The following is an 11,489-nucleotide window of genomic DNA, read 5'->3' on the forward strand; positions in this document are numbered from 1 at the left end:
CGGCCGCTCTGGGCGGCATTGTCTGTTAAGGCGAGAGCCTTGCCTTCCCAAGCCGTGCCGGACTCTCCTCAATACGGCGGAGTGCATTGGTATGAGCTATCAGACAATCTGTCAATAAATATAAACTTCGACGTTTGTTTTTTCGACATCGTTTTGTTTTCACTTGCACATAGTCGCACTTGACGGATTGTCCGATAGTGCGACAATATTCGTGTTCGCTAAATCGATGGGAGGGTTATGAATGTCCACTCTGGTGATTGTCCGGCATGGCCAAAGCGAAGGGAACGCGCGCGGGGAGTTCACGGGTACGAGCGACGTGCCGCTCACACAGGAGGGCTGGTCTGAGAGCAGGCGAGCCGGCTCACTGCTCGCGAACCTCGGCATCTCGTTCGATATTGCGTTTAGCTCTGCCCTCTTGCGCACAGTCGACACTTGCAGAGCGATTTTGAACGAAACCAACGGCGATCTGCTGGAGCCAATCAGGAGAACCGAGTTGAACGAACGCGACTACGGACAGCTCACCGGCATCAACAAGAACGTGGCACGTGAGCGGTGGGGCCAGGATGTTGTCCAGGTTTGGCGCCGCTCGTACAGCACTCCACCACCTGGGGGAGAAAGCATACGGGACATAAGCGCGAGGGTTCTGCCCTTTTTGATAAGCGAAGCGTTCCCCCCCTTGTTGAGAGGGAAATCGGTTCTTGTGGTGGCCCACGGGAATACGATCAGGTCACTAAAGCAGGGCATCGAACGCCTCACGATCCAGGATACGCTCGCTATTGAGTCACCGACCGCCGCGCCAACTGTATACCGGATTGCGTCGGACCTCTCGATCATCGAGAAGACTAACGTCCTGGTTGGTACTGTCTGTTAAGCCTGGCTGGCAGTAGCATCGTTTGTAGTCGGTTGAACTTGGCAATACCGGTGTCTCGAAGCTGTCGATAGCCTTCAGAACCGGCTCGACGTCGGCAAGCGACGCCATCCGGCTCGCCTCACACGTTGCTACTAAATTTTCGTCTGCCGATCTTTCAGCCCAAAGCGGGACAAGACGCATGCTCCCTTTCGAACATGCATCGGAACCCTTTGATCACTTCAAATCAGCGTTCACTCGTGACTTTGCAAAAATGCAGCCCTGCTCCGGTTGAACTGATCTAATTTAATAGAGTAATTATTGACTGATTGTCTGACGATGAGTACGTTCGCGCGAATTGCGTTGTGAGCCTTGGAGGAACAGTTACATGAAGCAGGCATATGCGGCGGTCTCGCGCGAAAAGGCGAAGCCCTTGATCTTGGAGTGCATAGGGATTGAGGAACCTCGTGCAGACGAGATTTTGGTCCGCATCGTCGCATCGGGGGTATGTCATACCGACCTGGTGGTCAGGGACCAGGGATATGACGTACCTCAACCTGTTGTGTTGGGACACGAAGGCTCTGGCGTCGTCGAGGCCGTCGGGAGCGCAGTTAAAGATCTTGTGCCCGGTGATCACGTTGCTTTGAGCTACGCCTATTGCGGCAAGTGCGAAAAGTGCCTTTCCGGTACACCTTTCTACTGCGAGGACTTCTTCGGTCGCAATTTCCGCGGCACTCGTCCGGATGGCACCTGCCCGATCCATGATTCTCACGGGAAACAGATTAGTGGCTGCTTCTTCGAGCAGTCGTCATTTGCAACCTACGCCATCGCCAGCGAACGAAACGCCGTGAAGGTTGCAAAGGATGTTCCACTCGAGTTGATCGGACCGCTCGGGTGCGGGCTTCAGACCGGTGCTGGCGCGGTACTGAATTGCCTCAAGCCGAAGCCCGGCTCGTCAATAGCAGTGTTCGGTGCTGGTGCGGTTGGCATGGCGGCTACGATGGCCGCGAAAATCGCCGGATGCGCGACCATCATCGTGATCGACTTGAACGATGAACGGCTGGAACTTTCGCGCGAACTCGGGGCGACGCACACGATAAATGCCCGCAAATTGGACAGCGTTGCCGCGATCAGGAAGATCGTCCCCGCAGGCGTTGATTTCAGCTTGGAATGCACGAGTTCGCCGCGAGTTTTCCGTCAGGCAGTCGACTGCCTTGGTACGCCGGGAACATGCGGTCTCGTTGGCTCGTCCGCTCTCGGCACTGAAGGCACGATCGATATCGGGAACTTCCTTTTCGGCCGCACATTGATCGGCGTTGTCGAAGGACAAAGCGTTCCGTCCGAGTTCGTCCCGCAGTTGATCGAGTATTGGCAGCAGGGACTTTTCCCGTTCGACAAACTGGTTCAGTTCTATGACCTCGACCAGATCAACGAGGCGATGGCTGATTCCGAGAGCGGCAAAGTCATTAAGCCGATCCTTCGCATGAAGCATTAGTTTTGCGAGACTTTTCGAAAGACAAGACGGACCGCGATTAAATGCGATCCGTCGGAACAGCCGTGCTCAAGACGAGATATGGTCGAACGCTGCTTTCGATGCAATCGCGGGCCACATCACTCCGATAGGCCTGCACGAATGATGTGCTGGCAGGGCCCACGCAAAAGCTCTAGGACTCTGCCGGTCAAAGGCGGCCCCCTACAATCACCGGCAGGTAAGTGGCGAGGGCGGCTCCGTTAACCCAGGGGTCCAGAGAACACCTGCGCGCCAAACACTGAAAAGACGTTGCTCCGGCCGACGTGTTCAGCTGACGTGTCCTGGTCCAACAGGTGGCCAAACCGATCGCGCTTTGTCTTAAAATAAGTGATGTTGGACGCGCTAGATGCGGCGATCAGACTCTGGCGAGACGACACGATGACGCCTGACGTTCGCAGCGCCTCTATTTTTGTAGGATTGTTGGTCAGAAGCCGAACGCTGCCGATACCGAGGTCGCGGATGATATCCGCCGCTGCGTTATATTCGCGGGAATCAGATGCGAAGCCGAGTTCCCGATTTGCCTCAAGAGTATCACGACCATGATCCTGCAGGCTGTAAGCCGCAATTTTGTTTCCTAAGCCAATGCCACGCCCCTCTTGCCCACGCATGTAGATCACGCAACCAGCGCCCGCTAACTGGACCGCCCGAAGAGCCATTTCGAGCTGTTGACCGCAGTCGCATCGCATGGACCGGAACGCCTCACCTGTCAGACATTCAGAATGCACCCGTACCAGAACGTCTTCCTTCTCGCACAACTCGCCAAGTGTCAAAGCTAAGTGTTCCGTTCCCGTCAAACTATCGCGATAAGCAATTGCCTTGAAATCCCCAAACCGCGTTGGCATAAAGGACTGCGCGTAACGCTTTACCCTCGTATCACGACTCCTGCAGTACTCAATCAAAGCGTCGATCGTTACTATGTGCAGGCCATGTTCGATTGCGAACTTCTCGAGATCTGGCAGTCGAGACATGGTTCCGTCGTCATTGGCGATCTCGCAGATTACGCCAGCCGGCGCCAGGCCGGCAAGTCGTGCAAGATCCACGGCAGCTTCGGTGTGGCCAGGACGGCCCAGGACACCGAGACGATTTGCACGCAAAGGAAAAATGTGACCCGGTCGCGATAGGTCTTCCGGCCGCGTCTGCGGATCGATGAGCGACTTGACGGTTGCTGCTCGATCTTCGGCTGAAATCCCTGTCGTTGTGCCGTGTTTGCAATCGACGGAAACGGTAAATGCCGTCTGCAGTGAGTCCGAATTACGTGTGACCATCAGGGGGATCTCGAGTTTGTCGAGACGTTCGGCTGGAAGTGGCACGCAGATAAGGCCTCTCGCATATTTCATCATGAAAGCGATGTGCTCAGCTGTTATTTTTTCGGCAGCAACGACTAGGTCGCCTTCATTCTCCCGGTTTTCGTCGTCGACCACGATAACCATCTCGCCCGCTTCGATCGCCTCGATCGCCTCATCTATGCTCGAAAAAGACATGGAATCCTCCTCCTTATTATGGGCTGACGGCGCGACGCGCGGCATCGAGCTCTCTGTCGACAAGCGCGCGCAGGTTCTCAGAAAGAGCATCGTTCTGAAAATCTTCATCGAGAGCGAAAATGAAACGGCTATGTATTTGCGCTTCGAAAAAGTCGAATAAGGCTTCCATCGAGGCTTCGACGAGCGGCTTGTGACTCGATGCTTTACCGGTTGCAAAAGGGATCACATAGCGGCCCTTAAGCGCTTTCATGTCGACAAGGTCGAATAAATGCTTCAGCAACCCAGTGTAAGATGCTTTGTAGACCGGACTACCAACAACTAGCACGTCACTAGCCAAAATATCGTTGAGTGCCGCTTTAACAATCTCAGCGGCGCTGGAGGGCAACACTGTTGCCCCAAGGTGCGGATGAAGGTCGACAAGGTCCCAGCAGCTTGCTTCGTTGCCGGACGCGCGCACCCGATCCACCATGAAGTCTGCTACGGCCCGGGTTTTCGAGGGGCGCGATAAATTCCCCGTTATTACAACAACTTTCATGTCACAGGACTCCCAACATTCTCGCATAAGACAATCTTACAATTTTCACTCACACCGCAATGGAGGTCGTTGAGGACCCGTGGGGGCAAAAATAGTCCTGCGGTGTCCTGAGCCCTCACAACCCGTAATTTCCCAACCTCGAAGGCTGGATTGCTTCGCAGAAGTCTTCTGTCTCGTACGACTTTATTCTCTCAATGGGTGGGCTCGCCGTGCAAGCGCACCTACTGTCTGCAATCCCTGCCGCTTTTACCGACCCAGCACGTTTGCGTTAGAACCTCCTGGACACGGAATGAGGCGTTGCCGCTTGATATACGGTCGCCGTGGCTCCACCTCAGTTACGACAGGTAGTATCCCGGTCACTTACGGGAACTCTGGTGAGCTTGCCTTCGATGGATCATGGGCGAGCCAAGGTTCCGCATGCGATACCCATACGTTTGACATCGGCACACTTCCAGGATCGGTATCGAACGTGCCGGCTCTAACGACTTTGAGCTCCGGGCTGGCCGGCCGCTCCGCATAAACGTGCGAGCCACATACCGAACAAAACCACCGCAGCTTTCCAGGCGTCGATTCGAAGCTATGAAGCGTATCTTGGCCTGTAAGGATCTTGAAGTGCTCGCTTTTCACCTTCGCAGCGGTATTGTGATCAGCGGCGTGTGACTTCCGGCATGTTTGACAGAAGCAATTCCACATGGGTCCATCAATTTCCTGAACCTGGTACGTTACCGCTTTGCATTGGCATGATCCGAAGATTGGCATCGGGTATCCTTTCACTGATTCATTACGTTGATTTCAAATTTCTCGTCGCCGCTAAGCCAGCGTTTGATGTTGCGCGCAGCCTGGCGGATGCGGTGTTCGTTCTCGACGAGCGCCAGACGGACGTAGTCGTCGCCCATTTCGCCGAAGCCGATACCCGGTGCAACGGCGACGTCGGCCTTCTCGACCAGCAGCTTGGAAAACTCCAGCGAACCGAGATGACGGAACTTTTCCGGGATCTTTGCCCAGGCGAACATGGTGGCAGCCGGCGGCGGCACGTCGAAGCCGGCCTTCCCGAAGCTTTCGACCATGACGTCGCGGCGACGCTTGTAGACGTTGCGAACCTCCGCAATGTCGGAACCGTCGCCGTTCAGCGCATGGGTCGCGGCCACCTGGATCGGCGTGAAGGCGCCGTAGTCGAGATAGGACTTGACGCGGGTGAGCGCCGCGATCAGCCGCTCGTTGCCGACGGCAAAGCCCATGCGCCAGCCGGGCATGGAAAAGGTCTTCGACATCGAGGTGAATTCGACGGTCACATCCATTGCACCCGGCACTTCGAGAACCGATGGCGGCGGAGCGCCGTCGAAGTAGATCTCGGAATAGGCAAGGTCGGAAAGCACGATGATGTCATGCTTCTTGGCGAAGGCGACGACGTCCTTATAGAAATCGAGCGTCGCGACGAGGGCCGTCGGGTTCGACGGATAGTTGAGGATCAGCGCCAACGGCTTCGGGATCGAATGCCGGACCGCCCGCTCCAGCGGCGGGAAAAAGCTCTCATCCGGCTCAACCGACATCGAGCGGATCACGCCGCCCGCCATCAGGAAACCGAAGGCGTGGATCGGATAGGTCGGGTTCGGGCAGAGGATCACGTCGCCGGGCGCGGTGATCGCCTGCGCCATGTTGGCGAAGCCTTCCTTGGAGCCCAAGGTGGCGACCACCTGGGTATCCGGGTTGAGCTTGACACCGAAACGGCGGGCATAATAGGCGGCCTGGGCACGGCGCAGCCCCGGAATGCCCTTGGAGGAGGAATAGCGGTGGGTGCGCGGATCCTGCACGACCTCGCACAGCTTGTCGACGATCGACTGAGGAGTGGGAAGGTCGGGGTTTCCCATGCCGAGATCAATGATATCGGCGCCGCCCGCTCGCGCGCTTGCTTTCAAACGGTTGACCTGTTCGAAAACATAAGGCGGCAAACGTTGAATTCTGTGAAAGTCCAGCACACTATTTCCAATCAAATCGCAGATACCTCCCGCGCCGATTATAGAAACCGACGCGGGAGGCTGGGAGGTCTCCTTCCGGAGAACATTCATTACTTCTTCGGCCGCCAAGCTAACGGATCTTCAGGACGTTCGAAGTAGTTTGCAGCGACGTCTGCAGGCCACCAGCCGTTGTTCTTCGGCTCGATCCAATCCGTGGAATTGGGATCGCAATCTTCCTTCAGCACTTCCTTCACGTCATCAATGGTGTAAGGAAGCGCAGGACGAAGAATCGACTGGATCTTTGGTCCCTGGCCTTCGAGCGTTCGCATCATGACGTCCCACACAAGGCGGGCATCAGACCGCGGCGGCCAGAAATGGAAGCTCTTGCTTATGAAATCAGGGTTCTTACGCCAGTAGCAGGCTGCCGAAGCCTCACCCCCGAGCACGATAGGCATCATGTCGCGGCCGGATTGCTGTACTGCGTTCACGACACCGTTTTCTGAAGCGGACTGAACGAGAATGCCATTAACCTCAGCAAGATTGGTGGCAAGAAACTTCTGAACCTCAACCTGGGCGACCTGGTCGGTCCATTTGCCAGCTATCGTGCCTACAATTTTGATACCGGGGAATTTATCGAACGCGTTCTTCGCGCCGATGTCGAAGCTGTCCGATGATGCGAAACCGGGGATGCCCGATACCATCAGGACGTTGCCTTTTTCACCGATTTCCTTGGCAAGCCATTCAGCAGCCTTGTAGCCACCGTCGGTGTTATTCTCTGTGGCATTGATTGCGTAGGGTGATGTGACATAGCCCGAGACTGAGAAGACTGGCACGCCTTTCGAATGAGCATACTCTATGGTCTTGTTAAGTGCGGTAATGTTCGAGCAGCAAATGACGATCGCATCAACACCGTCGTCAACCATCTGCCGCATCTGCTGGATTTGGACAGCGTCTTTGAGGTCAGACTGCGTGACGATTAGATCGGAGACTAGGCCTGCTTCCTTATATCTCGGAAGCAATACGTTGGTGAATTCGTCCAGGATGTTCGCGCGCCAGGTATTACCGGCATATGTGGATGCATAACCAATTTTCCACGGCGGTGGACGTTTTGGAACAAAATCTTTGTACACCGTCCCCCCGAGCGGAATGGCGGGATCGATATTCTCGTAAAGCGCCTTTTGGTCCGGCGGCAACGAATCGAGGCCGTCAGCCTTCGCCACGCCGTTCATGTGATAAAGGCTCGACAGCGTAAAAAGCGCTGCAACGATTTTCTTCAGCATTCAGGGCCTCCTCCCCTTGTGGTTCCGCTCAACCGCCGGCCCCTTTGGCCGCCAGCCGCGAAAATCCTGCCAGAATCTGGCAGAGTTCGTGTCGGGACGGCAATCGCCGTCCCGAGGACTGGTTCAGTTGCGCAGACCGGCTTGCTTGAGCAGCGGCATGACACGGTCGTTAAAGAAGGGAAGTTCCTCGTTGTAATCGACCATTGTCAGCAAGGCGCCGTTGACGCCTGTATTGCTGAGATCCACGAGCTTGTCGGCGACTTGTTCTGGATTGCCGACGATCGGGTATCCACCCCAGCCAGCGACGAAGCGTTCCTTGAATTTTTGATACATTTCGGCAGAATGGTTTTGAGATTGCACCTGCAGAACTTCACAGATGTTCTCGCATGCCTCCCAGTCACCCTTCTGGTTGACGTAGTAGTCGTAGTATTCCTTTGCTTCCTTCTCCGTTTCGCGAACGATAACGGGGCAAGCTGTGAATGTGCCAAGATCACGGTTATATTCAGTACGCGCCAGGTCCTTCACCTTTTTGACCCAGGCAGCGCCGGATTCCATGTCTTGCATGAAGCCGAAGTTGAAGTCGCAGAACTTGGCGGTGAAATGCAGTCCCTTGCCCGAGGCGCCGGCGCAGATCAGGAGCGGGCGACCCGCCTTGTTGTAGGGTTTGGGTTCACTGAAGGCGTCTTTGACTTTGAGGAACTCGCCTTCGAAGGTAACGCCATTGCGTTTCCAGAGCGTCTCGACGATATCCATCCATTCAGTGGCGTATTCATAGCGGGTGTCGTGCTCCATCATAGGAACTCCGAACATTTCCATTTCGGGAGTGAACCAGCCGGTAACGAGATTGAGGCCGTATCGACCCTTCGAGATGTGATCGATTGTTGTCGCCATCTTGGTTGCAACAATCGGGTTTAGCGTCGGAATGTGAGTCGTTGAGAAGAACTGGAGCTTCGTGGTGACCGCCGCGAGAGCGGCCGCCCAGGTGAACGTATCCATGTTCACGCCATTGAAGTTTGAAGGACCGCCAAAACCACGCCAGCGTGCAATCGGCACCATGCATTCCCAACCGGCTGCCTCAAGCTTCTTTGCAATCTCGACGTTGTGGTCGAAGGTAGGTTCGAACGTTGTCTCAGCGAGCGTAATCGCGCATGCATTCGAGCAATTCGTGCCAAATACGCCGAGCTTGAGCTTGTTATCATTGAACATTGGGTTTCCGGCAGCGCGGAAATCGTCTTGTGCGGTCACTGTAGTCCCTCCTCGGGCTGGCAACGGATGATGCTCAGCCCACTCAAATGCGTTGAATAACTAGATGCCCATCTCGTCGAAAACTTCCGCTGCCACGCGGAAGCTGTCGATGGCCGCAGGAACACCGCAGTAAATCGAAACCTGGAGGAAAACCTCCCGAATTTCCTCTTTGGTAAGACCGTTGTTGATTGCTCCGCGAACATGCAGTTTCAGCTCATGCGGACGATTGAGGGCCGAAATCATCCCGAGATTGAGGATGCTGCGCTGCTTGCGCTCCAGGCCCGGCCGATTCCAAATCGCGTCCCAGCAGTATTCTGTGACGAGGGTTTGCATCGGCCAATTGAAGTCGGTGGCTTTGCTGACCGACGCATCAACATAGCCCCCCCCCAAGACTTCGCGCCGGGTCTTTAGTCCGCGCTCAAAGCGCTCTGTGACTTCACGTCCATGAATTTCTCTTGCGGGTGCCATATTGCTCACGCTTTTCTCCTTGCCGCCCTTGGGCTTTCGATGAGTGATGTGATTGGTGGTTAAAGCCACCTACTATGCGGCCGATCCACTGATGGACGACGACCTGACGAGTTGACCGTTTTCGTAGAGAAGCGGCGCGATTGACTCGATGAACCGTGCTTCGAGCACTTCTCCGAGCACAACATCATGCGTTCCAACGTGAACGACATCTTTTAGCTTGCAGACAAACGCCGCCTGCGCATCGGACAGGACCGGCATGCCGTCGAGAGACAGCCACTCGCCGTAATGAAAGCGCTCTTCACCCTTCAATTGCCCACTGAACAGCGGCACAAGATCGGCATGTGAAAGATGCAGCATGTTCACGGCGAACTTCCCGGAGATCTTCAAAGGCTGATTCACCGAAGCCGATTGGTTGATGCAGACAAGAACAGTTGGTGGGTCCGCGGTAACCGACTGGACCGCGGTGGCGGCCATGCCATGACGGACCCCGTTGAGTTCGGTCGTGATCAAGCAGATGGTTGATGTGAACCGACGCATAGCTGCCTTAAAAGTCAACTGCGCCTCAGTGCTGGTATCGGCCATATTGTCCTCCCACGGCCAAATTCGATCGAGCCTAGATAAACAGATCAGCAGACAATCTGTCAACTGGATTTTCACAATTGACAGATTGTCTGCTAAAATGTCTTCTAAGGCACCCAAAAATGAGGAGATGGTCGATGGATTTGAATCAAAGAGTTTGTATCGTCACAGGGGGCGGCAGCGGCATTGGTCGTGCGACAGCCGAGCTTTTCGCAAAGAACGGCGCCTATGTGGTTGTTGCTGATGTCAATGAAGACGCCGCGGTTCGTGTGGCGAACGAGATCGGCTCGAAGGCTTTCGGTGTTCGCGTCGACGTCTCGTCCGCCAAGGACGCGGAAAGCATGGTTGAGAAGACGACCGCAAAGTGGGGCCGGGTCGACGTGCTCGTCAATAATGCCGGGTTCGGAACGACGGGGAATGTGGTGACCATTCCTGAAGAAACTTGGGACCGGATTATGTCCGTAAACGTCAAAGGGATCTTCCTTTGCTCAAAGTACGTCATTCCTGTTATGCGACGGAACGGCGGAGGTTCGATCATCAATACGACTTCCTACACCGCAACCTCAGCAATCGCGGACAGGACTGCCTACGTAGCATCGAAAGGAGCAATATCTTCGCTGACGCGCGCGATGGCCATGGATCATGCGAAAGAGGGAATTCGTGTCAACGCGGTCGCTCCAGGGACAATCGACTCTCCTTACTTCACGAAAATCTTCGCCGAAGCGAAGGACCCCGCGAAGCTTCGCAGCGATTTCAACGCCCGTGCCGTCATGGATCGGATGGGGACAGCTGAAGAGATTGCTGAAGCAATGCTTTTTCTTGCGTCCGATCGTTCGAGGTTCGCGACCGGTAGCATTCTGACGGTCGATGGCGGCTCCTCGATCGGAAACCACCTGGTCAAGTGAAGGAAAGGGCGGCACTCGTCATGCCCTTACATTTGAGGCAGGAACACCGGGTATAAGGCTCCAGCCTCGTTGATCATTGACGTGTTCCTAACCCGTCAATGACAGCACAGAGCTGTTGGCCTAGGCGCAGCTCTTGTCGGACTTGCGGCACGCTCCAGCAAATATGATAGAGAAGGAGAAGGACTGCCGGCGACAACTAGATCTAACAGCGGAAACTGGATCAAGGACATTTCGCAATTTTTGTCGAATAACCCCACGATGTCGGTCAGATGACGTCATGCGAGTGCCGACCTTCCGGAATAGCCGCATGCTGGTTCCGAATGCCCTCTATCGCAACGCTGTCGGCATAAGTTTAGTCCGGAATACAAGGTGATACGATCGTGTCCCGGGAGGTGGTGTAGGTCGCGGCTGATGGCCGTGCTTTCCCGACATGGGTCGGAAGGGGATATCAGCGTGCCACAGCGGGGCAGGCTGATTTGGGGCTCATCTCATTTGGGCCATGGTCTCAAGCGTCATATACTTGGCGCGTTGAACGGCCCATTCGTCATTCTGTTCGAGCAGCAGTGCGCCGACGAGACGGACGATGGCTTCGTCGTTCGGAAAGATGCCGACGACCTCGGTGCGTCGCTTGATTTCGCCGTTGAGACGCTCAATTGGATTCGT

11 protein-coding genes and 1 pseudogene are annotated in these 11,489 nt (G+C 55.4%); 3 read left to right on the plus strand and 9 right to left on the minus strand.

Annotated features, from left to right (window positions below; all coding sequences use genetic code 11):
- Window positions 1–241 precede the first annotated feature (241 nt).
- Entirely contained in the window at window positions 242–871 is a 630-nt protein-coding gene (locus EV130_RS28150; protein WP_004671516.1) for a 2,3-bisphosphoglycerate-dependent phosphoglycerate mutase, read from the plus strand.
- A 364-nt stretch (window positions 872–1,235) separates the two neighbouring features.
- Window positions 1,236–2,342 (plus strand): NAD(P)-dependent alcohol dehydrogenase, encoded by a 1,107-nt coding sequence (locus EV130_RS28155; protein ID WP_004671520.1) that lies wholly within the window; start codon window positions 1,236–1,238, stop codon window positions 2,340–2,342.
- 236 nt (window positions 2,343–2,578) lie between these two features.
- Here EV130_RS28155 and EV130_RS28160 read toward each other — a convergent pair whose 3' ends face one another.
- The 8 genes from EV130_RS28160 to EV130_RS28195 form a co-directional block, all read right to left on the minus strand.
- The gene (locus EV130_RS28160; protein ID WP_004671523.1) at window positions 2,579–3,859 is read right to left on the minus strand and encodes a bifunctional 3,4-dihydroxy-2-butanone-4-phosphate synthase/GTP cyclohydrolase II; all 1,281 of its coding nucleotides are present in this window, start codon (window positions 3,857–3,859) and stop codon (window positions 2,579–2,581) included.
- A gap of 16 nt (window positions 3,860–3,875) precedes the next feature.
- Window positions 3,876–4,394 (minus strand): NAD(P)H-dependent oxidoreductase, encoded by a 519-nt coding sequence (locus EV130_RS28165; protein WP_004671524.1) that lies wholly within the window; start codon window positions 4,392–4,394, stop codon window positions 3,876–3,878.
- A gap of 360 nt (window positions 4,395–4,754) precedes the next feature.
- Window positions 4,755–5,153 (minus strand): GFA family protein, encoded by a 399-nt coding sequence (locus EV130_RS28170; protein ID WP_010029274.1) that lies wholly within the window; start codon window positions 5,151–5,153, stop codon window positions 4,755–4,757.
- Between the two features lie 11 nt (window positions 5,154–5,164).
- A complete protein-coding gene (locus EV130_RS28175) occupies window positions 5,165–6,460 on the minus strand; it encodes an LL-diaminopimelate aminotransferase (protein ID WP_011053357.1) in 1,296 nt (431 codons plus the stop codon).
- On the minus strand, window positions 6,460–7,629 hold the full coding sequence (locus tag EV130_RS28180) for an ABC transporter substrate-binding protein (protein ID WP_004671529.1): 1,170 nt from the start codon (window positions 7,627–7,629) through the stop codon (window positions 6,460–6,462). The genes EV130_RS28175 and EV130_RS28180 overlap by 1 nt, the downstream gene beginning before the upstream one ends.
- Before the next feature lie 123 nt (window positions 7,630–7,752).
- On the minus strand, window positions 7,753–8,874 hold the full coding sequence (locus EV130_RS28185; RefSeq protein ID WP_011053356.1) for an LLM class flavin-dependent oxidoreductase: 1,122 nt from the start codon (window positions 8,872–8,874) through the stop codon (window positions 7,753–7,755).
- 60 nt (window positions 8,875–8,934) lie between these two features.
- Window positions 8,935–9,342 carry a carboxymuconolactone decarboxylase family protein gene (locus EV130_RS28190; protein WP_004671531.1) on the minus strand — a complete coding sequence of 136 codons (408 nt, stop codon included), beginning with the start codon at window positions 9,340–9,342 and terminating at the stop codon, window positions 8,935–8,937.
- A 72-nt stretch (window positions 9,343–9,414) separates the two neighbouring features.
- Window positions 9,415–9,924: a flavin reductase family protein gene (locus EV130_RS28195; protein ID WP_004671533.1), complete on the minus strand. Its 510-nt coding sequence runs from the start codon at window positions 9,922–9,924 to the stop codon at window positions 9,415–9,417.
- 134 nt (window positions 9,925–10,058) lie between these two features.
- On the opposite strand from EV130_RS28195, the gene EV130_RS28200 reads away from it, so the two are divergent.
- Complete coding sequence (locus EV130_RS28200) at window positions 10,059–10,826, plus strand: SDR family oxidoreductase (protein ID WP_004671535.1); 768 nt, start codon at window positions 10,059–10,061, stop codon at window positions 10,824–10,826.
- A gap of 464 nt (window positions 10,827–11,290) precedes the next feature.
- Here EV130_RS28200 and EV130_RS28205 read toward each other — a convergent pair.
- Window positions 11,291–11,489: pseudogene (locus EV130_RS28205) on the minus strand (transposase); the annotation flags it as partial.

Origin of the sequence: Rhizobium azibense (assembly GCF_004342325.1) — a bacterium.
Taxonomy (GTDB): Bacteria; Pseudomonadota; Alphaproteobacteria; order Rhizobiales; family Rhizobiaceae; genus Rhizobium; species Rhizobium etli_B.

Bases quoted from the DNA above. Each gene is read 5' to 3' on its own strand.
- EV130_RS28190 (WP_004671531.1), bottom strand. From the start codon at position 9,342: ATGGCACCCGCAAGAGAAATTCATGGACGTGAAGTCACAGAGCGCTTT.
- EV130_RS28175 (WP_011053357.1), bottom strand. From the start codon at position 6,460: ATGAATGTTCTCCGGAAGGAGACCTCCCAGCCTCCCGCGTCGGTTTCT.
- EV130_RS28165 (WP_004671524.1), bottom strand. From the start codon at position 4,394: ATGAAAGTTGTTGTAATAACGGGGAATTTATCGCGCCCCTCGAAAACC.
- EV130_RS28200 (WP_004671535.1), top strand. From the start codon at position 10,059: ATGGATTTGAATCAAAGAGTTTGTATCGTCACAGGGGGCGGCAGCGGC.
- EV130_RS28150 (WP_004671516.1), top strand. From the start codon at position 242: ATGTCCACTCTGGTGATTGTCCGGCATGGCCAAAGCGAAGGGAACGCG.
- EV130_RS28170 (WP_010029274.1), bottom strand. From the start codon at position 5,153: ATGCCAATCTTCGGATCATGCCAATGCAAAGCGGTAACGTACCAGGTT.
- EV130_RS28195 (WP_004671533.1), bottom strand. From the start codon at position 9,924: ATGGCCGATACCAGCACTGAGGCGCAGTTGACTTTTAAGGCAGCTATG.
- EV130_RS28180 (WP_004671529.1), bottom strand. From the start codon at position 7,629: ATGCTGAAGAAAATCGTTGCAGCGCTTTTTACGCTGTCGAGCCTTTAT.
- EV130_RS28160 (WP_004671523.1), bottom strand. From the start codon at position 3,859: ATGTCTTTTTCGAGCATAGATGAGGCGATCGAGGCGATCGAAGCGGGC.
- EV130_RS28155 (WP_004671520.1), top strand. From the start codon at position 1,236: ATGAAGCAGGCATATGCGGCGGTCTCGCGCGAAAAGGCGAAGCCCTTG.